At 45.2% G+C, this 25,838-nt stretch carries 25 protein-coding genes; 20 read left to right on the top strand and 5 right to left on the bottom strand.

The features are described from left to right. The first annotated feature begins 13 nt into the window (after positions 1-13). The 5 genes from J7E26_RS08630 (at position 14) to J7E26_RS08610 (ending at position 4,633) form a co-directional block, all read left to right on the top strand. Complete coding sequence (locus tag J7E26_RS08630; RefSeq protein WP_214800646.1) at positions 14-1,144, top strand: acyl-CoA dehydrogenase family protein; 1,131 nt, start codon at positions 14-16, stop codon at positions 1,142-1,144. 23 nt (positions 1,145-1,167) lie between these two features. After that, complete coding sequence (locus tag J7E26_RS08625) at positions 1,168-2,235, top strand: HAD-IIIC family phosphatase (RefSeq protein WP_214800647.1); 1,068 nt, start codon at positions 1,168-1,170, stop codon at positions 2,233-2,235. Between the two features lie 25 nt (positions 2,236-2,260). Further along, positions 2,261-3,517 (top strand): ACP S-malonyltransferase, encoded by a 1,257-nt coding sequence (gene fabD, locus J7E26_RS08620; RefSeq protein ID WP_214800648.1) that lies wholly within the window; start codon positions 2,261-2,263, stop codon positions 3,515-3,517. A 310-nt stretch (positions 3,518-3,827) separates the two neighbouring features. Further along, positions 3,828-4,037 (top strand): LPXTG cell wall anchor domain-containing protein, encoded by a 210-nt coding sequence (locus J7E26_RS18540; RefSeq protein ID WP_214800649.1) that lies wholly within the window; start codon positions 3,828-3,830, stop codon positions 4,035-4,037. Next, positions 4,034-4,633: a class D sortase gene (locus J7E26_RS08610; RefSeq protein WP_214800650.1), complete on the top strand. Its 600-nt coding sequence runs from the start codon at positions 4,034-4,036 to the stop codon at positions 4,631-4,633. Before J7E26_RS18540 ends, J7E26_RS08610 begins: the two co-directional genes overlap by 4 nt. On the opposite strand, the gene J7E26_RS08605 is transcribed toward J7E26_RS08610, so the two are convergent. Continuing rightward, positions 4,630-5,538 carry an RluA family pseudouridine synthase gene (locus J7E26_RS08605; protein WP_214800651.1) on the bottom strand — a complete coding sequence of 303 codons (909 nt, stop codon included), beginning with the start codon at positions 5,536-5,538 and terminating at the stop codon, positions 4,630-4,632. The two genes, J7E26_RS08610 and J7E26_RS08605, sit on opposite strands and share 4 nt — an antisense overlap. Before the next feature lie 110 nt (positions 5,539-5,648). Between J7E26_RS08605 and J7E26_RS08600 the strand changes: the two genes are divergently transcribed. The 13 genes from J7E26_RS08600 to J7E26_RS08540 all read left to right on the top strand — a co-directional run bounded on the left by J7E26_RS08600 (position 5,649) and on the right by J7E26_RS08540 (position 19,751). After that, complete coding sequence (locus tag J7E26_RS08600) at positions 5,649-6,038, top strand: DUF5365 family protein (RefSeq protein ID WP_214800652.1); 390 nt, start codon at positions 5,649-5,651, stop codon at positions 6,036-6,038. 130 nt (positions 6,039-6,168) lie between these two features. Beyond that, a complete protein-coding gene (locus J7E26_RS08595; protein ID WP_214800653.1) occupies positions 6,169-6,591 on the top strand; it encodes a CBS domain-containing protein in 423 nt (140 codons plus the stop codon). A gap of 126 nt (positions 6,592-6,717) precedes the next feature. Then, positions 6,718-7,380: an HAD family hydrolase gene (locus tag J7E26_RS08590; protein ID WP_214800654.1), complete on the top strand. Its 663-nt coding sequence runs from the start codon at positions 6,718-6,720 to the stop codon at positions 7,378-7,380. Between the two features lie 19 nt (positions 7,381-7,399). Further along, complete coding sequence (locus J7E26_RS08585) at positions 7,400-8,938, top strand: bifunctional GNAT family N-acetyltransferase/carbon-nitrogen hydrolase family protein (RefSeq protein WP_214800655.1); 1,539 nt, start codon at positions 7,400-7,402, stop codon at positions 8,936-8,938. Between the two features lie 228 nt (positions 8,939-9,166). Continuing rightward, positions 9,167-10,513, top strand: coding sequence for an aspartate aminotransferase family protein (locus J7E26_RS08580; RefSeq protein ID WP_214800656.1), 1,347 nt, complete (start codon positions 9,167-9,169; stop codon positions 10,511-10,513). Positions 10,514-10,538: 25 nt separating this feature from the next. Beyond that, positions 10,539-11,114, top strand: a complete 576-nt coding sequence (locus tag J7E26_RS08575; RefSeq protein WP_214800657.1) for a glycerol-3-phosphate responsive antiterminator — start codon at positions 10,539-10,541, stop codon at positions 11,112-11,114. Between the two features lie 173 nt (positions 11,115-11,287). Next, positions 11,288-12,115 carry an MIP/aquaporin family protein gene (locus tag J7E26_RS08570; RefSeq protein ID WP_214800658.1) on the top strand — a complete coding sequence of 276 codons (828 nt, stop codon included), beginning with the start codon at positions 11,288-11,290 and terminating at the stop codon, positions 12,113-12,115. Positions 12,116-12,131: 16 nt separating this feature from the next. Continuing rightward, on the top strand, positions 12,132-13,622 hold the full coding sequence (gene glpK / locus J7E26_RS08565; protein WP_214800659.1) for a glycerol kinase GlpK: 1,491 nt from the start codon (positions 12,132-12,134) through the stop codon (positions 13,620-13,622). A gap of 139 nt (positions 13,623-13,761) precedes the next feature. Then, a complete protein-coding gene (glpD, locus tag J7E26_RS08560; protein ID WP_214800660.1) occupies positions 13,762-15,429 on the top strand; it encodes a glycerol-3-phosphate dehydrogenase/oxidase in 1,668 nt (555 codons plus the stop codon). Positions 15,430-15,561: 132 nt separating this feature from the next. Further along, positions 15,562-17,304 carry a phospho-sugar mutase gene (locus J7E26_RS08555; RefSeq protein WP_214800661.1) on the top strand — a complete coding sequence of 581 codons (1,743 nt, stop codon included), beginning with the start codon at positions 15,562-15,564 and terminating at the stop codon, positions 17,302-17,304. Between the two features lie 145 nt (positions 17,305-17,449). Then, positions 17,450-18,589: a GAF domain-containing sensor histidine kinase gene (locus tag J7E26_RS08550; protein ID WP_214800662.1), complete on the top strand. Its 1,140-nt coding sequence runs from the start codon at positions 17,450-17,452 to the stop codon at positions 18,587-18,589. Beyond that, the gene (locus tag J7E26_RS08545; RefSeq protein ID WP_214800663.1) at positions 18,586-19,230 is read left to right on the top strand and encodes a response regulator; all 645 of its coding nucleotides are present in this window, start codon (positions 18,586-18,588) and stop codon (positions 19,228-19,230) included. The genes J7E26_RS08550 and J7E26_RS08545 overlap by 4 nt, the downstream gene beginning before the upstream one ends. After that, positions 19,227-19,751 (top strand): NADPH-dependent FMN reductase, encoded by a 525-nt coding sequence (locus J7E26_RS08540; protein WP_214800664.1) that lies wholly within the window; start codon positions 19,227-19,229, stop codon positions 19,749-19,751. The genes J7E26_RS08545 and J7E26_RS08540 overlap by 4 nt, the downstream gene beginning before the upstream one ends. Positions 19,752-19,765: 14 nt before the next feature. Here the strand turns inward: J7E26_RS08540 and J7E26_RS08535 are convergent, their stop codons facing one another. Then, on the bottom strand, positions 19,766-20,008 hold the full coding sequence (locus tag J7E26_RS08535; RefSeq protein ID WP_214800665.1) for a YhdB family protein: 243 nt from the start codon (positions 20,006-20,008) through the stop codon (positions 19,766-19,768). Positions 20,009-20,200: 192 nt separating this feature from the next. On the opposite strand from J7E26_RS08535, the gene J7E26_RS08530 reads away from it, so the two are divergent. After that, on the top strand, positions 20,201-20,524 hold the full coding sequence (locus J7E26_RS08530; RefSeq protein WP_214800666.1) for a DUF3889 domain-containing protein: 324 nt from the start codon (positions 20,201-20,203) through the stop codon (positions 20,522-20,524). Between the two features lie 42 nt (positions 20,525-20,566). Here the strand turns inward: J7E26_RS08530 and lytF are convergent, their stop codons facing one another. The 3 genes from lytF to J7E26_RS08515 all read right to left on the bottom strand — a co-directional run bounded on the left by lytF (position 20,567) and on the right by J7E26_RS08515 (position 24,257). Then, complete coding sequence (lytF, locus tag J7E26_RS08525) at positions 20,567-22,000, bottom strand: peptidoglycan endopeptidase LytF (RefSeq protein WP_214800667.1); 1,434 nt, start codon at positions 21,998-22,000, stop codon at positions 20,567-20,569. 184 nt (positions 22,001-22,184) lie between these two features. Further along, positions 22,185-22,619: an Rrf2 family transcriptional regulator gene (nsrR, locus tag J7E26_RS08520; protein ID WP_214800668.1), complete on the bottom strand. Its 435-nt coding sequence runs from the start codon at positions 22,617-22,619 to the stop codon at positions 22,185-22,187. Between the two features lie 123 nt (positions 22,620-22,742). Further along, a complete protein-coding gene (locus tag J7E26_RS08515) occupies positions 22,743-24,257 on the bottom strand; it encodes a mechanosensitive ion channel (protein WP_214800669.1) in 1,515 nt (504 codons plus the stop codon). 169 nt (positions 24,258-24,426) lie between these two features. Between J7E26_RS08515 and J7E26_RS08510 the strand changes: the two genes are divergently transcribed. After that, positions 24,427-25,833, top strand: a complete 1,407-nt coding sequence (locus J7E26_RS08510) for a SpoVR family protein (protein ID WP_214800670.1) — start codon at positions 24,427-24,429, stop codon at positions 25,831-25,833. The last annotated feature ends 5 nt before the right edge of the window (positions 25,834-25,838 follow it).

Below are 25,838 nucleotides of genomic sequence, written 5' to 3'. Positions count from 1 at the left end.
GTAAGATAAAAATATGGAAAATGTATTAGAACAATTATCTTTGAAAGAAAAGTTTGCAGACTTTGTAAACACACATGTGGCTCCAAATGCTGCAAATATTGATAAAAAACAGCATATTCCCACTGATATTATTAAAAACCTAGCCCAGGAAGGCTATTTAGGTTCCATGCTTCCGTCACAGTACGGAGGTATGGGTCTAGATATGGTAACAATAGGAGTCTTGAATGAAGAAGTAGGTAGAGGATGTTCGTCAGTTCGTAGCTTACTCACGGTTCATGGTATGGTAGCCTTGGCAATTCACCGTTGGGGAACTCAGAAGCAATGCAATTATTGGCTACCAAAGCTAGCAGAAGGGTCAGTCATAGGAGCATTTGGGCTTACGGAACCTCAAGTAGGTAGTGATGCAAAAAGTATTCAGACTAAAGCTATATTAGATGGTAATGATTATGTGCTGAATGGAGTTAAAAAATGGATTACAATGGGGCAAATTGCTGATGTATTCTTAATTTTTGCTATGTGTAAAGAAGGACCTGCAGCGTTTATTGTGGAGCGTAACACACCAGGTGTAGAAGTTAATCAAATTAATTCGATGTTAGGAGTAAGAGGGTCAATGCTAGGAGAAATAAAATTTTCTCATTGCCGAATTCCAAAGGAAAATCTTATTGGCAGGATTGGAACTGGGCTCTCCCATATTGCGTTATCTTGTCTGAACTATGGTCGCTATACAATTGCATGGGGATGTGTGGGTTTAGCTCAAGCTTGCCTAGAACATTCACTTCATTATGCAAGGACAAGAAAACAGTTCGGATCCGCAATTGGAGAGAATCAATTGATTCAGAAAATGCTAACCGAGATGGTTGTTCAAGTAAAAGCTGCCCGACTACTATGCATAAATGCAGGTGAACTAAAAGATGAAGGAAGCCCTGATTCTATTATGGAAACATGGAATGCTAAATACTACGCCTCTAGTATGGCGGTAAAAGTTGCAAATGATGCTGTTCAGATCCATGGTGCCAATGGCTGTTCAGGGGATTATCCAGTGGAAAGATATTATCGAGATGCAAAAATTAACGAGATTATTGAGGGAACATCACAAATGCATGAAGTGATGATTGCCAATCATGCACTAGGGAGTATCATTTAAAAAAATGTCAAGGAGGGGATAATATGATAGAACAGGAACAAATTTCAATAGTAGAAAAGAAAAAACAGGAAAAAATAAAATTAGTTATTTGGGATTTAGATCAAACTATTTGGAATGGTGTACTACTAGAAGATGAGGGAGTAAGCTTGAAGGAAGGTATCATGGACATAATTCATACGCTTGATGAACGTGGAATTCTTCAATCTATTTCAAGTAAAAATGAACATAGTATGGCAATGGCTAAGCTAAAAGAGTTGGAGATTAGTGAATATTTCCTTTATCCCAAAATTAATTGGAATTCAAAATCTAGTTCAATTCAAGAAATTGTTGCAGCCATTAATATTGGGATGAATACAGTGGCATTTGTAGACGATCAACCTTTTGAATTAGAGGAAGTGAAATTTGAACTGCCTGAAGTATACTGCATTAATGCTATGGAATATAAAGAAATTCCGAATATGGATATCATGGAACCTCGCTTTATCACTGAAGATTCAAGACTAAGAAGGTTAATGTACAAGAGCGATGAAATCCGTAACAAAGCAGAAAAACAATTTACTGGTCCGAAAGATGAGTTTCTTGCCTCCTTAAATATGGTGTTTACGATTTCACCACTCCAGGGAGACGACTTAAAACGGGCAGAGGAGCTCACTGTTCGAACTCACCAGCTCAATACTACTGGATACACGTATTCTTACGAAGAATTAGAGTATTTTTCTAAATCAGATAAACACAAGTTATTTATTGCTAGTTTAGATGATAAATATGGATCATACGGAAAAGTAGGGTTAGCTCTTTTAGAATGTGAAGATGAATATTGGACCTTTAAATTATTACTTATGTCTTGTCGAGTTATGTCTAGAGGAGTAGGTACAGTTTTAATGAATTACATAATGGCTGAAGCAAAGAAAGCAGGAGTGAAAATCCGAGCCGAATTTAAGTTAACGGACCGAAATCGTATGATGTACGTAACTTATAAATTTGGAGGTTTTAAGGAAGTCTATCAAGAAGAAGATTTTGTTATTTTTGAAAATGATTTAAGTTACGTACAGGATGTCCCAGACTATATGACTGTAAAGGGACTAGATTAATAATATAAGGAATGGAGGTGTTTGTATGGAAAAGATAGCGCTGTTATTTCCAGGCCAAGGGTCTCAATTTATAGGTATGGGGAGGAGTCTTTATGATGAATATCCTATAGCAAAATTGACTTTTGAAGAGGCGGGTGATATTGCTCAAGTAAATATTGCAAAACTTTGTTTTGAAGGAAGTTTATGGGAGTTGAATCGAGGGGAAAATTTACTGCCTGCCCTTCTAACTACGTGCGTTGCAGCATTTAGAGTTTACATGGAGGAGGTTGGAATTCGTCCGCACTTTTGCGCAGGACATAGTTTAGGCGAGTACTCAGCTTTAGCCTGTTCAGGTGTTATTTCTATTGAGGATGCTATACGTATAACACAATTTCGAGGAAAGCTAATGCAAGACAATGCTGATAAAGATTTGGGATCTATGACGATTTTAGATGGTATAGACACTAGAATAGTAGGAGAGCTCTGTAAGCAGCACTCAAAAAATAATAGACAGGTGGCAGCTATATCTTGTTATAATTCACCAACACAAGTGGCTATCTCAGGACATAAGGACGTTATAGAGAAAGTAGAGATGGGAGTTCTTGACGAAGACGGTCATGTTACACCACTCATGTTCAGTGCCCCAATTCATAGCCCCCTCATGTTAGAAGAGGCAGAAAAGCTATGCTATGAATTATCTAAATACAGATTTAATTTGTTTAAGTGGCCTGTTATATCTAATGTGACAGGAGTTCCTTATGAAAATCCTGAAAATGTTGTGGATCTTTTAACACTACAAATGGTAAATCCCGTCCAATGGACTAAGATTTTGCGCTATTTAAAACGACTTGGGATGACACATGCTATCGAAATGGGACCTAAAAATGTGCTTAATAAACTAACTGAAATAAATTTACCCAACGTAACATCTTTATGTTTTGGAGAAAAAGCTGATAGGCAATCATTGATTAATCTTTCTATAGCATCAAATCCTGACAGGAGAGAAGAACAAACTATTATTACAAAATGCTTAGCTATTGCGGTAGCTACTCCAAATTTCAATTGGAATGAAATTGAATATCAAGAAGGTGTAGTAAAGCCCTATAAACGCATGCAGAGCCTTCAAGAGGAGGTGGAAAAAACAGGTAGACATCCTACGAAAGTTCAAATGATTGAGGCGTTAGAGTTACTCCAAGGGATTTTTCAGACAAAAAAATTGTCTCATCAAGAAAGACGACAATGGCTGTTTAATATTATAGATGAAACAGGAGAGTATTATGAGTTAACGGAATTTCTCACTTAAACAAAAAACAGGTCATTGTAAAGTATTAAACCATCGATAATAATAAATGATTCACACTAAAAAAACTCTTAAGTTATCAAAAACTTTAGGCAACTTAAGAATTTTTAGTACCCAAATGAATTTGAATTAAGTATGCATTTTGAATTTAAAACTATATAATCCATTTATTGACGACGGCAATAATCCCCCGGACAAAAACTTGCTCAAACTGCAATAAACGCCAAAGAAGAAAAAACAGATGTAACAGAGGAGCCTGATCAAACAAAAAAACCGGAAAGCCCCGAGTGTCCTGTAATAGAAGAAGCAGCCGGTGATACAGTACAGTAAATTCATCACCCGCTCGGCTCCTGCCGGTATTAAAGGACAAGTCACAAACAGCCTAAAAGCGGTACACAGAAAAGGCCGTACACTGCCTGATACCTCGGCGGGCCACTATCAAATCGTACTGATCGGTATCGCAATCACAGGCTCCGGCATGTATTGGTATTTCAGAAAGAAAAGGAGAACACGGATGCAATGAACAAAATGAAGCATATTCCTCTTCTGGTCATCATCATCGGTGTCATCATCACTTGTTATGGAAGCTGGAAAATCATTGACACACATATGAAAACAAAGCAATCGCTTGAGGAAGCAAAAAAAGCGGCGGCACCAGTCGGAACAGAGGGGAAAATAAAAAAAAGCGCCGTCCAAAAACAGCGCAAAGCAGCGTTTCAGCCCAAGGTAGGAAAAGCGAGCGGCATTTTAGAAATCCCTAAAATAGACGCTGAGCTTCCGATAGTGGAAGGGACTGACGCAGATGATTTAGCAAAAGGCGTCGGGCATTACAAGGACAGCTATTACCCGGACGAACACGGACAAATCGTCTTATCAGGCCACAGGGATACGGTTTTCCGCCGGACGGGTGAGCTGGATAAAGGTGATCAGCTCATTATCATTCTGTCTTACGGCACCTTTTCCTATAAAATCACCCATACCAAAATCGTCAGCCAAAACGATACGTCGGTCATTACCCTCCAGCACGAGCGGGAGGAACTGGTGCTGACGACATGCTATCCGTTTTCATATATCGGAAATGCCCCGAAGCGATATATTATTTATGCCGAACCGGTTTAGGAAAAATAAGCCTCGACAAAACGCAGCAAATCATCGGGCATCGGCGCTTCGGCGATGATTTCTTCTCCGGTCAGCGGATGAACGACTTTTACCTTTTTGGCGTGCAGCGCCTGTCTGTGAAAAAGCGCCCGGCTGCCGCCATACAGTTCATCCCCTGCTAAAGGATGGCCGATGCTGGCCATATGGACACGGATTTGATGCGTTCTTCCTGTTTCCAGCTCCAGCTCCGTAAGAGAAAGCCGCGCGCAGGGGTGATAGCCCTTCACTTCATAATGCGTAAGGGCCGCTTGCCCGCCCGGTGAAACGCGCCGTCTGACCGGATGTGATCTGTCGCGGCCGATCGGGGTATCAACCGTACCTTTTTTCGGCTTCAATTTGCCTTCCGCAACAGCTGCATACGTGCGTTTTAATGTTTTGTTCTCCAGCTGGCGGTCAAGGATGGCGTGAGCAAGACGGTGCTTGGCGAACACGACCGCACCCGAAGTGTCCCGATCCAGACGATGAACGTGGCGGACCTTCGCCTGTTCGCCGTTTATTTGAAAATGATAAGCGATGAGGTTGGCAAGAGTTCCGGTCTGTCCTTCTTCATTAGGATGAGTCGGCATTCCTGCCGGCTTATTTGCGATTAACAAATGGCTGTCCTCGTATAAAATATCCGCTTCACCGTACTCCGGAATAATGGAGGAATCTGTTTTTTCCTGAAGATCAATGAACAAGCGGTCGCCGGTTTTGAGGATGATATTGTTTATTGGTGTTTCATGGTTGACTTGAATGCTTTTTTGTTTCATCCATTCTGATATCACGGGTTTTGACGCCTGAAATTCTGATTTGAGGACGGAAAACAGCCATTGTCCGCTGTACTTTTCCGTCATCTGAAATTCCAGTCCGCGGCCTTTTTGTTTCATTTCGTGAAGCTCCTTTTTATGCGGAAAGCGGCTGTTCCAACAGGAAACACTTACCTTAGCTTTCGCGATTTTTTCTATGCTATTCTTGATAAAGATCGAAGGATATTCGCATGGCAAGAAAGGTGATTGATGTGAGAATTGTGAACGCAGCGACTGATGGACAAGAAAGCGCGATAAAAGAGCTTTCCTCCGAACTGTTTCAAAATGTCTTTCCTCTTTATTTCTCCGAACTGGAAATTCAGCGCTTTAAAAAAAAGGGCGTATTGTCCTTACAAAACCAACTTTACCAAGGAACATTAAAAGAAGCGTTTCAAATTATGGCTTGTCTGCAAACGGTACATATCATTTTGTCAAAGCCGAGTGCGGCGTACGATGTGCAGGCGCTGTTTAATAAAAACTGTGCTTTGCTGAATGAATGCGGAATGTTATTTCCATTCACCTACGCTGATTTTCAGACAGGCGGAAGATCGGCGGCCTACGGTCACAGAAAGCTGATCTGACGGTGGAAGAGCCTTTTATATAGGGCTCTTTTTTGCTTCCTTGACATGATACCACAATTTCTTTCCTCTATCTCCCTTTATATTCAGGCAAACCCCCGAGCATACTAATGTGCGAAAGGGGTGCTTTACAATGAGTTCAATCAAACAATCAATGACTACGCACGTAGCGACCGTTTCTCCAAACCAAACGATTCAGGAAGCAGCTGCATTGATGCATCAGCATAATGTCGGCGCGATTCCTGTCGTGGACGGAGGAGAATTAAAAGGAATGCTGACAGACCGTGATATCGCATTGAGAACAACGGCTCAGGGCCGCGACGGCCAAACACCTGTTTCACATGTGATGTCTTCTAAAGTAGTATCGGGAAACCCGGACATGAGTCTTGAAGAGGCGTCACAGCTGATGGCCCAACACCAAATCCGCCGCCTTCCTATTGTAGATCAAAGTCATCTAGTCGGGATCGTTGCGCTTGGAGACTTAGCGGTCGATCAGCGTTCAAACGAGTCTGCGGGAGCAGCACTCTCTAATATTTCAAGCCAGGACAATCAGTAACGGATAAAGGGAGCTTGCATTGATGCAGGCTCTTCTTTCCGTCCGCATGTTACATTTTGAACGCATAAGCAATTCACGGTATAGTGTATACATAGTCCAGTACGTTTGCTAAAGGAGCTGTAAGCAGTGATAAAAGCGTTAATCTTTGATTTTGACGGGTTAATTTTAGATACAGAAACCCATGAATATGAAGTGCTGCAAGAAATGTTTGAAGAGCACGGATCGACATTGCCCCTGTCCGTCTGGGGAAAGGTCATCGGAACGGCCGCCGGGTTTAAGCCGTTTGCCTATTTAGAGGAACAGCTTGGCAGAGAGCTTGATCACGATGAACTGACGGCGATCAGGCGCCAGCGATTTGCACAGCGGATGAAAACGGAAAAAGCGCGCCCCGGTGTGGAGGCTTATTTAGCCGCGGCAAAAGAGCTGGGGCTGAAGGTCGGCCTGGCTTCAAGCTCAGACTTTAAATGGGTATCGGAACACCTGAAAGAATTAGGTCTGTTTGATGAATTTGAAGTCATTCAAACGGCTGATGACGTGGAAGAGGTGAAGCCGAATCCGGAACTTTATTTGAAAGCAGCGGAACATTTAGGTGTCGAACCGGCTGAGTGTCTTGCTTTTGAGGATTCTGTCAACGGATCAATTGCCGCCAAGCGCGCCGGCATGAAGTGCGTCATTGTGCCGAATAAAGTGACAGGCGCTCTTTTGTTTGAAGACTACGACCACAGACTCGAATCTATGGCCGAATTGGAACTTGAATTATTATTACAGCGATTGAATCAACAAAACTAATCGGCAGGGGGAAGCAGCGTTGTCTGAAAAACTAGATCTGACCCGTTTCGAAAAGAAAATGGTCATACGGAATATGGAAGAGAAAGATATCAATAAAATTATTGAACTGCAAAAGGATTGTTTCCCGGGAATGGAGCCCTGGGAGCCTGAGCATTTAATCAGCCATCTGGCGCATTTTCCGGAAGGGCAGTTTTGCGCGGAGTATGAAGGCGAGATTATCGGCTCCTGCTCAAGCCTGATCATCAATTTCGATGAATATGATGACCGTCATACATGGCAGGATATTACAGATGACGGATATATCACAAATCACAATCCGGACGGCTTAAATCTGTACGGCATTGAAGTGATGGTCCACCCGACGTACAGAAGGATGAAGATCGGCCACCGTTTGTATGAAGCGAGAAAAGATTTGGCGAGACGATTGAATTTAAAAAGCATCATCATCGGCGGTCGGATTCCGAATTACCACAAGTACGCTGAAGAGATGACGGCCAGAGCCTATGTCGAGCAGGTGACACGCCACCAGATTTATGATCCGGTTCTCTCATTCCAGCTGATGAACGGATTTACATTAATGCGGATTAATCCGAATTATCTGCCGGATGATACGGCCTCTATTAAATATGCGACATTAATGGAATGGAATAATGTCGATTATCTGCCGCAGTCAAAACGTTATTACAAATCGGCATTTCCTGTGCGCATTTGCGCCATTCAATATGAAATGAAAAAGATTTATTCCTTTGAGGAATTTGCCAATCAAGTTGAATATTACGTCGATGTGGCCTCTGACGCGAGATCCGATTTCGCAGTTTTCCCTGAGATCTTCACGACCCAGCTCATGTCATTTCTGGAGGAACGCTCCCCGAGCCTGGCAATCCAGAGAATTACCGAATATACGGAGGACTATATCAGTCTGTTCACAGACCTTGCGGTGAAATATAACGTCAACATTATCGGCGGATCTCACTTTGTCGAAGAAGAGGGGAAAATTTATAACATCGCGTATTTATTCAGACGGGACGGCACAATTGAAAAACAATACAAGCTCCATATTACGCCGAATGAGCGGAAATGGTGGGGCATCAGCGCCGGTGATCAAGTCCGCGTGTTTGACACGGACTGCGGCAAAATCGCCATTCAAGTTTGTTACGATATCGAATTTCCAGAGCTTGCGAGAATTGCAGCGGAACAAGGGGCGAAAATTATCTTTACGCCATTTTGCACAGAAGACCGCCAAGGCTACTTGCGCGTGAGGTATTGCTCTCAGGCGAGAGCGGTGGAAAACCAAATTTACACCGTCATCTCCGGTACCGTCGGAAACCTGCCGCAAACGGAAAACATGGATATTCAATACGCGCAATCCGCTATTTTTGCTCCGTCTGATTTTGAATTTGCCAGAGACGGAATCGTCGGTGAAACGAATCCGAATATTGAAATGGTCGTGATCGGCGACGTGGATTTGGAAATTTTAAGAAGGCAGCGGGAAAACGGAACTGTGCGCCAGCTGAAAGACAGACGCAAAGACATTTACCGAATTACGTATCTCAAATAAAACATTGCCCGCCCCGCTGAGGGGGCGGGCTGTTTTTTTGGGAGCTTCTGTATGACAGTTTTGGATGCTTCCGCTCGATTCGCGGCGAAAGCGTTTTTTTATTTCTCAGCGGTTTATTGACTCGCCTCTGATCCGCCTTTATATTCTTAATAAGAGGAAAACTTCACCAAGATAATCGGCTTACGGGCCGGCCAGCTTTCGATACAACGTAACGATATTGAAAGGGAGATGAGCGGTGTGGAACATGTACAGCAAAATCAATCACTCAAGCAAAAGGATAAAGACTTCATTTGGCATGCCATGAAAGGGGCGAAGCCGGACGACAGTATGATCGCCCAGAAGGGGGAAGGGGCTTGGGTCACTGATATAGACGGAAGGCGGTATTTGGATGCCATGTCGGGGCTGTGGTGCGTGAATATCGGTTACGGCAGAAAGGAACTTGCTGATGCGGCTTACGAACAATTGAAGGAACTGCCTTATTACCCGCTGACGCAAAGCCATACGCCGGCTATTAAGCTTGCAGAAAAGCTGAATGAATGGCTTGGCGGCGATTATGTGATCTTTTTTTCCAACAGCGGTTCAGAAGCGAATGAGACCGCATTCAAAATTGCCCGCCAATACCATATTGAAAACGGGGATTACGGCCGCTACAAAATCATTTCCAGATACAGAGCCTATCACGGCAATTCGATGGGGGCGCTCGCCGCTACCGGCCAGGCGCAGAGGAAGTACAAATATGAGCCGTTAAGCCAAGGTTTTTTGCATGCTGCGCCGCCAGACCTCTATCGGAATCCCGCCGATGCTGATACATTAGAAAGCGCACGGGAAATCGACCGGATCATGACGTGGGAGTTAAGTGAAACGATTGCAGGCGTGATTATGGAGCCGATTATTACAGGCGGAGGCATTTTAATGCCGCCGGAAGGGTATATGGCTAAGGTGGAGGACATTTGCCGGCGCCACGGCGCGCTTTTGATTTGTGATGAGGTTATTTGCGGATTCGGCCGCACGGGAGAGCCTTTCGGGTTCCAGCATTATGGCGTGAAGCCTGATATCGTCACAATGGCGAAAGGCATCACGAGTGCTTATCTGCCGCTTTCGGCTACTGCGGTGAAACGGGAAATTTTTGAGGCATACAGCGGCGGGGAGCCGTATGACCGCTTCCGCCATGTGAATACATTCGGAGGAAATCCTGCTGCCTGCGCCCTTGCATTGAAAAACCTGCAAATCATGGAGGATGAAAATCTGATCGGCCGTTCACGAGAGCTTGGCGAAAGGCTGCTAAAGGAGCTTCAGTCACTCAGAGAACACCCTGCGGTCGGTGATGTACGGGGGAAAGGCCTGCTCGTCGGAATAGAACTCGTAAAGGATAAAATCACGAAAGAGCCGGCTGATGCTGCAACTGTTCAGCACGTCGCTGCTGCTTGTAAGGAAAAAGGGCTGATCGTCGGGAAGAATGGAGATACCGTAGCGGGATATAATAATGTAATCCAGCTTTCACCGCCTTTCTGTCTCTCGGAAGAGGAGCTTTCATTTATCATTGCGACGGTCAAGGAAAGTGTGCTGAGCATCTGATTTTTTAATATTAAAGGAGTAAAACATGAGTTTTCACAACCAGAAAATTTTACCGGCTATCCGGAATATGAAGCAGTTTGACGCGTTTTTAGAAAGTCCGTTTTTGTACGGAGTCATTTTAGATATTCACCTGGGTCAATTGAAAGGTGTCGTAAACGAAGCGAAAAAGCACGGAAAGCATCTGATGGTTCACGTTGATTTGATCCACGGCATTAAACATGATGAATACGGGGCGGAGTTTATCTGCCAGGACATCAAGCCTGCCGGCATTATTTCAACGAGATCCACCGTCATCGCCAAAGCGAAACAAAAGAAAATATACGCGATTCAGCGGCTGTTTTTACTCGATACGAGTGCCATGGAGAAAAGCATGGAGTTTGTCGGGAAACATAAGCCGGATTTCATTGAGGTCCTCCCGGGCATCGTTCCTACCTTGATCCGGGAAATTAAAGAAATGACGGGGATACCGATTTTCGCCGGCGGCTTTATCCGCACTGAACAGGATGTTGATAATGCTCTGAAGGCCGGGGCCACGGCAGTGACTACGTCAGATACCGAGCTGTGGGCTAAATATGAACATTCTATGACAAAAAAAGATTGACACCGCTTTCACCCGTTGTTACAATAGACCTAGGTTAATACTATGTGATGGAGACCCGGAGACCCACAACAGCACTTTACGAAAGCAATCAGGCGTAAAGAGGTTTGTTGTGGGCTTTTTATTCTCTATAACTCTGTCAAACCTGCTATTATGTCATTTTAGGAGGAATTATGATGACAGCATTTTGGGGAGAAGTAATCGGTACAATGCTGCTTATTATTTTTGGCGGCGGTGTTTGTGCGGGAGTCAATTTAAAGAAATCGCTTTCATACCAATCCGGATGGATTGTTATTGTATTTGGATGGGGATTGGGTGTTGCCATGGCAGCGTATGCTGTCGGCGGAATCAGCGGCGCTCATCTTAATCCGGCTTTAACGATAGGCCTTGCGCTTGAAGGCAGTTTTCCTTGGAAAGAGGTCCCTGTTTATATCGCGGGACAAATGATCGGAGCAATCATCGGTGCGGTTCTTGTGTACCTTCACTATCTGCCGCATTGGAAGGTGACCGACGATCCTGCTGCTAAACTCGGCGTTTTCTCAACCGGGCCGAGTATTCCGCATACATTTGGGAATATGGTAAGTGAAATCATTGGTACGTTTGTGCTTGTGCTCGGCATTTTGGCAATCGGGGCGAATGAATTTACAAAAGGGCTGAACCCGCTTATTGTCGGTTTCCTCATCGTTGCCATCGGAATTTCTCTTGGAGGAACGACAGGATATGCGATCAACCCTGCACGGGATTTAGGGCCGAGAATCGCCCACGCATTTCTGCCGATTCCGAAAAAAGGGCCGTCTAATTGGAAATACGCATGGATTCCCGTTATCGGTCCGATACTTGGCGGAGCATTCGGCGGTGTATTTTACAATGCTGCGTTTAAAGGAAATGTGACACCTGGTTTCTGGTTTGTAAGCGTTATATTGGTTGTGGTACTGTTAATACTTTATGTATATACGAAGAGATCTCAATCACCGAAAACCTTATCAAATTCTAAATATATTTAAAAAGGAGAGCGGCATCATGGAAACCTATATTTTATCATTAGATCAAGGCACAACAAGTTCAAGAGCGATTCTTTTTAATAAAGAAGGCAAGATCGTGCATTCCGCTCAAAAGGAATTCACGCAGTTCTTCCCGCAGCCCGGCTGGGTGGAGCACAGTGCGAATGAAATCTGGGGATCGGTGCTGGCTGTTATCGCTACAGTCATTTCTGAATCCGGAATCAGCGCTGATCAAATTGCCGGAATCGGCATCACAAACCAAAGGGAAACAACGGTCGTATGGGATAAAGATACCGGAAAACCTGTTTACAATGCTATCGTGTGGCAATCAAGGCAAACTGCCGGCATTTGTGAAGAGCTGCGTGAAAAAGGGTATAATGACACATTCAGAGAAAAAACGGGTCTTTTGATCGATCCGTATTTCTCAGGAACGAAAGTGAAATGGATTCTTGACAATGTTGAAGGCGCGCGGGAAAAAGCGGAAAACGGAAACCTTCTGTTCGGAACGATTGACTCGTGGCTCATCTGGAAAATGTCAGGCGGCGCGGCGCACGTAACGGATTATTCCAATGCGTCAAGAACGCTGATGTTTAACATTCATGATTTAAAATGGGATGATGAGCTGCTTGATATTTTAGGCGTGCCGAAATCAATGCTGCCGGAAGTGAAGCCGTCTTCACATGTATACGCGAAAACGGTTGATTACCACTTCTTCGGTAAAAACATTCCGATAGCGGGAGCTGCCGGAGACCAGCAATCAGCATTGTTCGGCCAGGCATGCTTTGAAGAAGGCATGGGGAAAAACACATATGGCACAGGCTGCTTCATGCTTATGAATACCGGAGAAAAAGCGATTACATCAGAGCACGGCCTGCTGACGACAATTGCCTGGGGGATTGACGGCAAAGTGGAGTATGCGCTTGAAGGAAGCATTTTTGTCGCAGGATCTGCCATCCAATGGCTCAGAGACGGGATGCGGCTGTTCCAGGATTCCGCGCAAAGCGAGACATACGCAGAGCGTGTGGATTCAACTGACGGCGTCTATGTCGTCCCTGCTTTTGTCGGCTTAGGCACACCTTATTGGGACAGTGACGTGCGCGGCTCTGTATTCGGCCTGACACGCGGAACGACGAAAGAACACTTCATCCGGGCTACGCTGGAATCTCTGGCTTATCAGGCAAAAGACGTTCTTGACGCAATGGAGGCTGATTCCGGCATCTCTTTAAAAACATTGCGCGTGGACGGCGGTGCGGTAAAAAACAATTTTCTTATGCAGTTCCAAGGCGACCTGCTGAATGTTCCCGTCGAACGTCCTGAAATAAATGAGACGACGGCGCTGGGTGCGGCGTACTTAGCCGGAATCGCGGTCGGATATTGGAAGGACAGCTCTGAAATCGCTGATCAATGGAATTTGGATAAGCGATTTGAGCCGGAAATGGAAGAAGACAAACGCGAAGAATTGTATAATGGCTGGAAAAAAGCTGTAAAAGCAGCTATGGCTTTTAAATAAGACGTAAGTGTGGTATACTGAAAACAAGTTAATAGGAACGGTCCTGAGATGAGGAGAGACCACAGCACCAAAGTGATGACATGCGCTTTGGCTGTTGTGGTCTCTTTTTCCTATACCGTGACAACAAGGAGGAAACGTAATGATGAATCATCAATTTTCAAGTCTTGAACGGGATAACATGCTGGAAGACATGACAAAAAAAACATATGATCTGTTTATTATAGGCGGAGGGATTACAGGTGCAGGTACTGCGCTTGACGCCGCTTCAAGAGGAATGAAAGTCGCACTGAGCGAAATGCAGGACTTTGCGGCCGGCACATCAAGCCGATCCACAAAGCTTGTCCATGGCGGATTACGGTATTTGAAACAATTTGAAGTGAAAATGGTCGCAGAAGTCGGTAAGGAACGGGCAATCGTATATGAAAACGGCCCGCACGTCACGACTCCGGAATGGATGCTGCTTCCGTTCCATAAAGGCGGCACTTTCGGTTCATTCTCAACGTCCATCGGCTTAAGAGTATATGACTTTCTGGCCGGCGTAAAAAAATCAGAACGCAGAAGCATGCTGTCTGCAAAAGAAACGCTCCAAAAAGAGCCGCTCGTTAAAAAAGACGGCTTAAAAGGCGGCGGTTACTACGTTGAGTACCGGACAGACGATGCGAGACTGACAATTGAAGTTATGAAAGAAGCCGTAAAATTCGGAGCAGAGCCGGTCAACTATTCTAAAGTGAAAGAGCTTCTGTACGAAAAAGGGAAAGTTGTCGGTGTTTTAATTGAAGATATGCTGACCGGCAAGGAATATAACATTTACGCTAAAAAAATCGTCAATGCGACAGGTCCGTGGGTCGACCAGCTGAGAGAAAAAGACCACAGCAAAAACGGAAAGCATCTCCAGCATACAAAAGGCGTCCATCTCGTATTCGACCAATCCGTATTCCCGCTTAAACAGGCGGTGTACTTCGATACGCCTGACGGCCGGATGGTATTTGCCATTCCGCGCGAAGGAAAAACATACGTGGGTACGACAGATACGGTTTACAAGCAAGCGCTTGAGCATCCGCGCATGACGGTGCAGGATCGCGACTATGTCGTAAACTCAATTAATTATATGTTCCCTGAGCTGAATATTACAGCGGATGATATTGAATCAAGCTGGGCGGGGCTTCGACCGCTGATTCACGAGGAAGGAAAAGATCCTTCAGAGATTTCACGTAAAGACGAGATCTGGACATCTCAATCAGGTTTGATTACGATCGCCGGAGGAAAACTGACGGGATACAGAAAAATGGCTGAGCACATTGTCAACCTTGTCAGCGAGCGTTTAAAAGAAGAGGGCGGCCAGGACTTCGGTGCTTGTAAAACGAAGACGATGCCGATTTCCGGAGGGCATGTCGGCGGCTCTAAAAACTTCGAGTCATTTGTGGAAGCGAAGACAAAAGAAGGCGTGAAGATCGGTTTATCAGAACAAAATGCGAAGCAGTTGGCTATCAGATACGGTTCTAACGTAGAAAATGTATTCAGCCGGATTGAAGGCCTGACTGACGAAGCAATAAAACGCCAGGTCCCGGTTCACATTTTGGCAGAGGCTGCATACAGCATTGAAGAAGAGATGGCTGCAACGCCTGCTGATTTCTTCGTCCGCAGAACGGGCAGACTTTACTTCGATATTCAATGGGTTGAAGCACATAAAACGGCTGTAATTGATTACATGAGCGACCGTTTCCAATGGGATGAAAAAACGAGAGCGAAACACACAGAGCAGTTAAACACGCTGCTGCATGATGCAGTTGTGCCGCTCGAACAATAATTATCAGAGGGCTGTGCCGAAAAGGCATAAGCCCTTCTTTTACATAGAACAGCGATACAATGTTTTCAAGTGACACGGACAGCCGCTTCATATTAAAATATGGTCATAAGCTGAATTTATAGGAGGACGAACATGAGTTGGAGTAAGAGCTACGAACGCTGGAAACAGAGCGAACATTTAGATTCTGAATTGAAAAAGTTATTAGCGGATGCAGAAGGAAACGAGCAGATGCTGGAAGACTTTTTCTACAAAAACCTTGAGTTCGGGACGGGAGGCATGCGCGGAGAAATCGGCCCGGGAACGAACCGGATGAATATCTATACGGTCCGCAAAGCTTCCGCCGGACTTGCTGCGTATATCGTAAAGCAGGGAGAGGAAGCGAAAAAAAGAGGCGTCGCAATTGCTTATGATTCCCGCCATAAATCGCCTGAATTTGCGATGGAAGCGGCGAAAACACTGGCCTCCCAAGGCATTCAAACGTACGTTTTTGATGAGCTCCGTCCGACGCCTGAGCTGTCTTTTGCAGTCAGAAAGCTGAACGCCTTTGCAGGTATTGTCGTGACAGCCAGCCATAATCCGCCTGAATATAACGGCTATAAAGTTTACGGCGGCGACGGCGGGCAGCTGCCGCCGAGCGAAGCGGACATCGTCATCGCTGAGGTGAATGCCATCGAAAACGAATTGGCCATTCACGTTGAGAACGAACAGGCGCTGAAGGAAAAAGGCTTAATTAACATGATTGGTGAAGAGATTGATAAGGCTTACACGGAAAAACTGACTTCTATTTCCGTTCATCCCGAGCTTGCCGATGAAGTTGACGTAAGCGTCGTTTTCACCCCGCTGCACGGTACGGCGAATAAACCGGTTCGCCGCGGACTCGAAGCACTCGGTTACAAACGCGTCACCGTCGTAAAAGAACAAGAGCTTCCTGATCCGAATTTCTCAACCGTCACATCGCCTAACCCGGAGGAGCACGCGGCATTTGAATATGCAATCAAGCTTGGTGAAGAGCAGAACGCTGACATTCTGGTCGCAACAGATCCGGATGCCGACCGCCTCGGTATTGCCGTGAAAAACAATGAAGGCAAGTACACGGTCCTGACAGGCAACCAGACAGGCGCGCTTTTAATGCATTACCTTCTTTCCGAGAAGAAAAAGAAAGAAACGCTTCCTGATAACGGTGTTGTTCTTAAAACGATTGTGACCAGCGAACTCGGCCGCGCAGTCGCATCTTCCTTCGGACTGGACACAATTGATACATTAACCGGCTTTAAATTTATCGGCGAAAAAATCAAAGAATATGAAAAGTCCGGCCAATACACGTTCCAATTCGGGTATGAAGAAAGCTACGGCTACTTAATCGGCGATTTTGCTCGTGACAAAGATGCGATTCAGGCCGCTCTGATGGCAGTTGAAGTGTGCGCCTTCTATAAAAAGCAGGGAATGTCGCTTTATGACGCGCTGCAGGCAATCTTTGAGGAGTACGGATATTACCGAGAAGGCCTGAAATCTTTGACGTTAAAAGGAAAGCAGGGCGCCGAACAGATTGCCGCTATCTTAACGTCTTTCAGAAATGACCCGCCGGAGCAAATGGCAGGAAAACAGATCACGCAAGCCGAGGATTATTCCGTCGGAAAACGAACTGTATTTGCTGAACACAAAGAAGAGGACATTGACCTGCCGAAATCAAATGTCCTGAAATATTTCCTTGAAGACGGCTCTTGGTTCTGTCTTCGACCATCAGGAACAGAGCCTAAAGTTAAATTTTATTTTGCCGTGAAAGGAACATCTTTACAAGACAGCGAACAGCGTCTTACAGCGTTATCTGAAGCTGTCATGAAAACGGTAGAAAGCATCGCAGAACAAACAAAGTAAAGCCCAATCCGCCGGAATCTCAGCCGGCGGATTTTTTGCTGCGTCTCATCCAAAAGGCTGAGAAAAAATCAACCTGCAAACGAGGGAATATTTTGAAAATAACTGTTATAATGTAGATAATTCTTATGGGCCGGAGTGAGAGAGTTTGAGCAAAACGTCGGTGGAGAAATTAAAAACATTAAAAGCGATCGCGGAAACTTTAAACCAAGGTCATGACCTGAAAGAAACACTTAATGAAGTGCTGCGTGAACTGCTCAGCCTGACCGGCCTTCAATCAGGCTGGATTTTTCTCATTGAGCCGGATGAACCCTATACACTGGCTGCATCCGCTTATTTGCCGCCCGCCCTCAGTCAGCGGGAAAACGTGTTGATGTGCAGCGGGGACTGCTATTGTCTCACTAAATTCAGCAACGGTGGATTAACAAAAGCGGCAAACATTATGAATTGTAAACGGATTGAATTAGCGAAACAAGCGAATTCATATGACACGGAGGGCGTTACCCATCACGCGACCGTCCCGCTTGAGGACGGCGACCGGAGATTCGGTTTATTAAATGTCGCGGCCGGCGGGAAGACGTTTTTTAATGAGGAGGAGCTTCATCTCCTTGAGGCTGTCGCTTTTCAAATCGGGACGGCGATCCAGCGGATGAAACTCGCTGAATTTGAACAGCAGCATGCGCTTTTGATGGAACGCAGCCGCCTTGCGCAAGAGCTGCATGATTCCGTCAATCAGATGCTGTTTTCCGTCAGCTTAACGGCAAAAGCGGCCAAAACGTTGACGGATGACGAACGGCTTCGGCAGATGATCGCTTTCATTCAAGAGCTGTCTCAGGACGCATTAGCGGAAATGAAGGCGCTGATCTGGCAGCTGCGGCCTGAAAGTCTTTCGAAAGGGCTCAGTGAGTCAATCAAAAGCTATGCCGCTCTCATCGGCTTACAAGCACACTGTGAAAGGGCCGATGTCCCGCCGATTACCGATGAACAGGAACATGCGCTGTGGAGAATTGCCCAAGAGGCGCTGAATAATTGTAAAAAACACGCAGGAACGGAATGGGTTTCTGTTTCTGTGGCGGAGGAAACGGAATACGCAGAGCTTAAAATTGCAGATCAAGGCACAGGCTTCAGCATTGATTCGCATGCCGGGCTGCCGTCACTCGGCATTGCCGGGATGAAAGCGCGCGCTGAAGCATGCGGCGGCCGTTTTACGCTGCTGTCTGAGCTTGGCGCGGGCACCATTGTCTCCGTCACACTTCCGCTTGACGGCAAAAGGAGGACGAAACGATGAAAATTGTGATAGCCGATGATCATCACGTTGTCCGCAAGGGACTTCGTTTTTTCTTTGCCACACAAGAGGATATTGAAGTTGTCGGCGAGGCGTCTACCGGAGCCGAAGCTCTTCAAGCTGCTCAAGAAACAAAGCCGGACATTATCTTAATGGATTTATCAATGCCGGATATGGACGGCATTGAAGCAACGAAGATCGCTTCAGAACGGTTTCCGGACATCAGCATTGTTGTGCTGACAAGCTATTCTGACCAGCAGCATGTCATTCCGGCTCTTAAAGCAGGCGCCAAGGCGTATCAGCTGAAAGACGCGCAGCCCGATGATTTAGTGAGAACGCTTCGCCAAGTGTATTCCGGCCGCTATCAGCTTTCGGCGGATATTATGCCCCACGTACTGACACATATGAGGCAGGATGAGCAGGAGAAAGAAAAATATTATCAGCTGACGCGCCGGGAAAAAGACGTTCTGAAGGAAATAGCGGGCGGAAAAAGCAACAAGGAAATTGCTTCATCCCTGTTTATTTCTGAAAAAACAGTCAAAACCCATGTGTCCAACTTACTTTCAAAACTGGATCTTTCAGACAGGACGCAGGCGGCTTTGTTTGCTGTGAAAAATAACTTATATGGAGAGATGGCAAAGTGAGTATTTTAGTGATAAGCGGCACTCCGAGAAAACAAGGCAGGACAAGAATCGCGGCTTCGTATATCAGAGACCGTTTCCATACGGATTTTATCGATCTGAGCGAAAACGGACTGCCGCTTTATAATGGCGAAGAAAAACAGGCCGAACTGCAATCGGTTAAAGAGCTCAGACAGCGCGTAAAAGAGTCGTCTGCTGTGGTTTTATTATCTCCTGAATACCATAGCGGTATGAGCGGAGCTTTAAAAAACGCGATTGATTTCTTAAGCAGTGAACAATTGAAATATAAACCCGTTGCGATACTTGCAGCAGCCGGCGGCGGAAAAGGCGGAATGAACGCATTGACAAATATGCGCACGGTTATGCGGGGTGTGTATGCAAATGTGATTCCGAAGCAGCTCATTTTAGATCCTGTACATATTGATCTTGAACATCAAACCGTTACAGAGGATATGGCGGTCAATATTAAAGAAATGATGGAAGAATTACAAATGTTCGCAAAAGCAATAAATCCCGGCGTGTAAAGCCGGGATTTTTTTTATGTCAGGAGAGCTAATTGATCTTCATACGCCAATTCTGCCGCATGATCAATATAGCCGAGGAGTGAATACAGTTCTTTTTCGAGCACTGCGTTATCGAGTTCAAAATGATACGCATGCAGAAAGTGTTCGATTCGTTTTGATAATAAATCATCTTTTGTGCGCACCATCAGAATTAATAAGTTATCCCATTGGGATCGATGTGTGTAATACAGGGCTTTATCATAATCGGCATGATCCATCTTTTCGCTTCTCCTTTCCGGTGAGAAGTTCGTGATTAGTTTATGCCGATCAGGCCGGGAAGCGCCGGGGAAAAGTTGGTGACCGCATGAACAGCGGCATAGCAATATGAGGGAGACATAAAATAAAATGTGCATGCTTTTTGCGCTTTTGGAAACGCTAGAAAACAAATAATGAATCAGGAGAACATACAGATGAAATCCCTTCCATTTGCGCTTGCCCTGCTGTTTTGCGGCATTTTAATCGTTTCAATCGCTGAAAAAGGACATACGGAGCACCTCAATGATTCAGTGGAAAAGTGGGAGCATCTCGCCTGGAATCAGCTTAAGCGTGAATATAAAGGCGCAAAGCTTTCGGATTATTCCTATATGGGGCGTACAAAGGTGAATCGGGAACAGACAAAAGACGTATTTCGGGTAACGGTAAAAACGAAGGCTGAAACATTTTCCTCCCGGGCCGAAGTGTATTTTCACCCGGTGACAAAACACGTCATCAGCATAAATATATTTCGGCTGTAAAAAAGCTGCACGGCCTTATATGGCCGCACAGCTTTATAAACATCAGAAGAAACGTTTGGCGCCAAGGTAGCGCTGTTTCCAATATGAATTGTCCATGTTGGAAATAACGACTCCCGAATCATTGGCATTAATAAACTGTCCGTTTCCGAGATAAATTCCGACATGAGACGGGCCTGCTTTGTAAGTGGAAAAGAAGACAAAGTCCCCGACGGCCGGCTGGCTGACAGATGACATCGTATTCCAATAGCCCGCGGCTGACAGTCTGGATACGGAAGTGACTTTATTCAGAACGTAATAAATGAATCCGCTGCAGTCAAAGCCTCTCGGTGTCGTTCCGCCCCAAACATACGGCACGCCCAATTGTGCTTTCGCGGCACTGATCATCGTGTTGATTTTGGCGCTCGTTGAGCCGGTGCTGCCGGAATTGTTTGGTGTCGAAGATGTTGACTGGCCTGTAATTGTCAGCTTTTGCCCGATTTGAAGCACATCTGTTTTCAAATTGTTCTTATCACGGATCTGCTGTGCGGTCACATTGAATTTTTGGGCGATCACCCATAAAGAATCCCCGCTTTTTACCGTGTATGTAGTCGTTTTCCCTGTATCTCCGGAATTGCTCGGAGTTGATGGAGTTGACGAAGAACCGGAAGAGGACGTTTTTGTCAGCTTAAGCACTTGTCCGACCTGAAGCACGTCCGATGTTAAACGATTGTTGGTTCTGATTTGCTGAACCGTCATATTGTATGCGTTTGCGATCTTCCAGAGCGAGTCCCCGCTTTTTACCGTATAGGTTGACGTTTGCGTCTGGTTATTATTTGAATTGTTGTTGTTGGATGGCTTATTTCCTGACGAAGCCGTTCCTTTCGTTTTTAAGACCTGATTTACGTAGATAGTATCTGTTTTTAAATTGTTTAATACCTTTAATTCTGCAATGGTCATATTGACGCTGTTTGCGATTTTCCAAAGTGAATCGCCGAGTTTTACCTTGTACGTCCCTGAAGACGATGAGTTTTTTGAGCTGTTATTATTCGAACTGCTGCCGGAATTGTTTTTCGTCTGCTCTGTACTTGAGGAAACCTTTCCGGACACTTTTAATTTTTGGCCGGCGCGAATTAAATCGCTTGTCAGCCCGTTCAGTTTTTTCAGCTCCTGCACGGACATTTTAAAATCATTTGCAATCAGCCACAGCGAATCTCCGCTTTTTACCGTATAAACGCTCTTAGTCGTACTGGTTGTTTTAGAAGTGCCCGTACCGGATTTGCCGTTTGGAACGGTGAGTGTCTGCCCGATGGAAAGAACGGTGGATTTCAGATGATTGGCTGATGTAATCGCATCCACGCTTGTGTGGTAGTTTTGGGCAAGCTTCCATAAAGAATCTCCGCTTTTTACTTTAATGGTCTGTGCTTCTGCCGGCGTTACAGTTAATGCAGACCCGACAATCGCAGATGCAGTCAAACCGACTGCCAATTTTCTTTTCATAGTAAATCTCCCTTTTCCTGCGATGATTTTCCTGTCCCCGTCACCCGATATCTGTTCCGAAAGTGAAGACAACAGTAATGATAACCTTAATATCGGCTCGTGTCTGCTGATCGTTTATCGATTTTAGAGAATTAGGCCTTTTTTCTTACAAAGACATAAAAAAAGAAGGAATGCGGGCATTCCTTCAGCTTCTTAGCAGTCTCATAATCTCCTCTTTATTTTTAACCAGGTCTCTTAATGTATATTTATCTAAAACGGCAAGATAAGATGAGAGGGCTTCATTCAGCAAATGCTTCAAGTTGCAGGCGGGAGATATGATACAGAGATTTTTTTGGGAATCAAAGCATTCTACGAGGTTAAAGTCGTCTTCTGTTTTTCTGACGACCTCTCCAATGTTTATGTCTTCCGGAGCCATTCCTAATCGAATTCCGCCTCCCCGGCCGCGGATGGTTTCCACGTAACCGAGCTGGCCGAGACGATAAATCACTTTCATAAGATGATTTTTGGAAATTGAGTATGTTTCAGCAATTTGTTTTATGTTAGAAAGCTCTTCGGAATGTCTGGAAGCCAAAAAAATCAAAACTCTTAAAGAATAATCGGTGTAATTTGTTAATTTCATAGAATGACCTCGAAATAAGAGATTTTGCTTCCGTTACATTTTATCATATATGAATCTAAAATGAAAAAAAAGGAATTCCGGCTCCCATAAAAAAACGTGTGCCCGTGAGCACACGTTTTTTGGTTAAGACATTGGCGGTTTTTGATGATGATCTGATTGATGTTTTTCAATTTTGCGGTTCAATTTTGCTAAATAACGGGAAGCGAACTCTTTTCCTCCAAGTCCGAATGAAAGTCCGAACGCAAGAGCGAAACCGCCCAGGATGAGAATAAACGCCGAATTCACAATCGTGCCGGCGACCCCGAGCTGATCCAGCGCCATAAAGAAGGAAAGCGTTATAATGGTATATTTCGCAAGCGGCGCCAGAAAATTAAACTCTCTGCCTTTTATAATGCCCGCAAGCACCCTTTGAACAAGCTGTCCGGCCAAAAGCCCGATCCCGACGATAAATACCGCTGCAAGGACATTAGGCAGGTAAGCGATAATGCCTGTTGCGATGACAACGAGAAATTCCAGATGAACGATTTGCAAAGCTTCCGCGGTAAAGAGAAGGACAATGATAATCTGTGCGATCATCCCGCCAGCCTGAGAAAGCGAGAGCTTCGCCGAGTCCGCCGCTTCAAGTCCCATTTTCCCGAGAAGAGAGTTAAAGCCGGCGCGGTGCAAGAGCCCTGTTACGATACTGTTCACCCATTTTCCGATCCAGATGCCGGCGAGGATAAGAACAATGCCGATGATGATATTCGGAAGCATTGTAAAGACCGTATTCAGCATGGCAACGGCCGGTTCAGAAATTCCGGCGACATCGAGCCGGTCAAGCGCTGAAATGACAGCCGGGATTAAAATCAGCACGTATGCGATGGTTCCGATGATTGCTGAGAGACTTGTATCCTTTAGGTAAATGGCAAGGCCCATTCGCGCAGCAAGTCTTTCAGTTCCGATGCTTGCAAGGAAATTTGTGATGATATCACGGACAAGCCGGGCAACCAGCCAGCCGATTAATACAATCAGGGCCGCGGCAAATAATTTAGGTAAGAAAGACAGTACGTTTTGAATCATGCTTGTAAACGGTTCTGATACCCCGCTGATTTGCAGAGCGGATAAGACACCCGGCAAAAAGACGAGCAATACGAGATAGAAAACGATTCGGGAGGCAGCCATAACTGATTGGCTGACACTTTTTTCTTCTGAAACCATGTTCCATTTTCTGAGCCGGCCGTTGCTGGCAAGCTTCATGCCCGCTTTTTTGACGAGATAGCTGAAAAGCGAAGCAGCCGCCCATCCCAATAAGAGAATTAAACCGGCTTTTAAAACGCTCGGCACAGCCGCCGTTATGGCTGAGAGCATGCTGACAAACGGAGAAGCCACTGCTGTCAGGTGCAGAATATTAAAGAACAGAATAAAAACGATAATCAATGCGATAAAATAAATGACCTTGCTGATCACTTTTTCGGATGAATAGCGGGAGGGCTTTTTTTCCGCAAACAGCTTGTCATCGATTTTTGTTTTTTGCAGCCCCTTGTACACGGCTTTTTCAATGATTTTGGCAATGCCCCAGCCGATCAGCAGGACGAGAAGCGCAATGATTAAATTCGGCAATTTACTGAGATACGAAGTAAGCATGTCTGCTGTATTCAATAGAATCTCTCCTTTACTTTATGTGGTATGGTGTGTGTTTTACCCACTCACATATAAAGCAAACGGGGCGGATGTGCCGAAAGAATTTAAGGTGGAAACCGGTCTATTATTTCATCTTTTGACAGGCGGGGTCATACATTATAAATAAGTCCAAGTAGGGGGGATTCGGTTGAACGCGGAGGAGAAAAAGGGTTTACAGCGGGCAATTGAGGAAATAACCGAGATTGCAAAGGGATTCGGCCTTGATTTCTACCCGATGAGATATGAAATTTGTCCGGCTGAGATTATTTATACATTCGGTGCGTACGGCATGCCGACGAGATTCAGCCATTGGAGCTTCGGCAAACAATTTCACAAGATGAAGCTTCACTATGATCTCGGTTTGAGTAAAATTTATGAGCTGGTCATTAATTCGGACCCTTGCTACGCTTTTTTGCTGGACAGCAATTCGCTGATCCAGAATAAATTAATTGTCGCCCACGTTCTGGCTCATTGTGATTTTTTCAAAAATAACTGCCGCTTTCAAAATACGAAGCAGGACATGGTTGAAAGCATGGCGGCGACGGCTGAACGGATTAAACATTATGAAAGAATTCACGGGATAAAAGAGGTGGAATCCTTTTTAGACGCCATCCTGGCGATTCAGGAGCATATCGATCCGTCCTTAGTCAGGCCGAAGCTGTTGTGGAGCGTCGATGATGATGAGGATGACGAGGAGGACGCCGTTTCCTCACCGTACGATGATTTATGGGATATGGATAAGCCGAAGCAAATAGAAAAGAAAAAAGGGAAAAAGGGTTTTCCTCCCCGCCCGGAAAAGGATATTCTGCTTTTTATCGAAGAGCATTCGCGGGAGCTTGAACCATGGCAGCGTGATATTTTAACAATGATGAGAGAAGAAATGCTGTATTTCTGGCCGCAGCTGGAAACGAAAATCATGAACGAGGGCTGGGCCTCGTATTGGCATCAGCGGATCATCCGCGAGCTTGAATTGACGTCAGATGAAGCAATCGAATTTGCGAAGCTGAATGCCGGCGTCGTTCAGCCGTCGAAAACGGGAATTAATCCGTATTATTTAGGACTTAAAATTTTTGAAGATATTGAGGAGCGGTATAACAAACCGACAGAGGAAATGAAAAAAGTGGGGGTAAAGCCCGGGTCCGGACGCGAGAAAATGTTTGAAGTCAGGGAAATCGAATCTGATATTTCGTTCATCCGTAATTACTTGACCAAAGACCTCGTGCTGCGCGAGGACCTTTATTTATTCCAAAAACAGGGCCGGGACTATAAGGTTATCGACAAAGAGTGGAAGGCGGTGCGCGACCAGCTCGTCAATATGCGGGTGAACGGAGGATTTCCGTACTTGACCGTTAATGACGGCGACTACTTGAAAAATAATGAGCTCTATATTAAGCATTGGTATGAAGGAATTGAGCTGGATCTGAAGTACTTGGAGAAGGTGCTGCCGTACCTGTATCAGCTGTGGGGAAGGAGCGTGCACATTGAGTCCGTTCTTGAGGAAAAGGAAGTCATGTTCTCTTATGACGGAAAAGGAGTGCACCGCAGATATATGTAAAGAAG

The sequence above is a fragment of the Bacillus sp. ISL-51 genome, from assembly GCF_018613535.1.
In the GTDB taxonomy this organism is placed as follows: Bacteria; Bacillota; Bacilli; order Bacillales; family Bacillaceae; genus Bacillus.
Note: the sequence above shows the minus strand (reverse complement) of the source record. Positions and strands in the feature narration are given on the sequence as shown.

Excerpts from the sequence above, each read along its gene's own strand:
- glpD (WP_214800660.1), top strand. The coding sequence starts at position 13,762 with ATGATGAATCATCAATTTTCAAGTCTTGAACGGGATAACATGCTGGAA.
- lytF (WP_214800667.1), bottom strand. The coding sequence starts at position 22,000 with ATGAAAAGAAAATTGGCAGTCGGTTTGACTGCATCTGCGATTGTCGGG.
- J7E26_RS08600 (WP_214800652.1), top strand. The coding sequence starts at position 5,649 with ATGGCAAGAAAGGTGATTGATGTGAGAATTGTGAACGCAGCGACTGAT.
- J7E26_RS08545 (WP_214800663.1), top strand. The coding sequence starts at position 18,586 with ATGAAAATTGTGATAGCCGATGATCATCACGTTGTCCGCAAGGGACTT.
- glpK (WP_214800659.1), top strand. The coding sequence starts at position 12,132 with ATGGAAACCTATATTTTATCATTAGATCAAGGCACAACAAGTTCAAGA.
- J7E26_RS08625 (WP_214800647.1), top strand. The coding sequence starts at position 1,168 with ATGATAGAACAGGAACAAATTTCAATAGTAGAAAAGAAAAAACAGGAA.
- J7E26_RS08580 (WP_214800656.1), top strand. The coding sequence starts at position 9,167 with ATGAGCGGTGTGGAACATGTACAGCAAAATCAATCACTCAAGCAAAAG.
- J7E26_RS08530 (WP_214800666.1), top strand. The coding sequence starts at position 20,201 with ATGAAATCCCTTCCATTTGCGCTTGCCCTGCTGTTTTGCGGCATTTTA.
- fabD (WP_214800648.1), top strand. The coding sequence starts at position 2,261 with ATGGAAAAGATAGCGCTGTTATTTCCAGGCCAAGGGTCTCAATTTATA.
- J7E26_RS08535 (WP_214800665.1), bottom strand. The coding sequence starts at position 20,008 with ATGGATCATGCCGATTATGATAAAGCCCTGTATTACACACATCGATCC.
- J7E26_RS08575 (WP_214800657.1), top strand. The coding sequence starts at position 10,539 with ATGAGTTTTCACAACCAGAAAATTTTACCGGCTATCCGGAATATGAAG.
- J7E26_RS08610 (WP_214800650.1), top strand. The coding sequence starts at position 4,034 with ATGAACAAAATGAAGCATATTCCTCTTCTGGTCATCATCATCGGTGTC.
- nsrR (WP_214800668.1), bottom strand. The coding sequence starts at position 22,619 with ATGAAATTAACAAATTACACCGATTATTCTTTAAGAGTTTTGATTTTT.
- J7E26_RS08555 (WP_214800661.1), top strand. The coding sequence starts at position 15,562 with ATGAGTTGGAGTAAGAGCTACGAACGCTGGAAACAGAGCGAACATTTA.
- J7E26_RS08570 (WP_214800658.1), top strand. The coding sequence starts at position 11,288 with ATGACAGCATTTTGGGGAGAAGTAATCGGTACAATGCTGCTTATTATT.
- J7E26_RS08605 (WP_214800651.1), bottom strand. The coding sequence starts at position 5,538 with ATGAAACAAAAAGGCCGCGGACTGGAATTTCAGATGACGGAAAAGTAC.
- J7E26_RS08630 (WP_214800646.1), top strand. The coding sequence starts at position 14 with ATGGAAAATGTATTAGAACAATTATCTTTGAAAGAAAAGTTTGCAGAC.
- J7E26_RS08595 (WP_214800653.1), top strand. The coding sequence starts at position 6,169 with ATGAGTTCAATCAAACAATCAATGACTACGCACGTAGCGACCGTTTCT.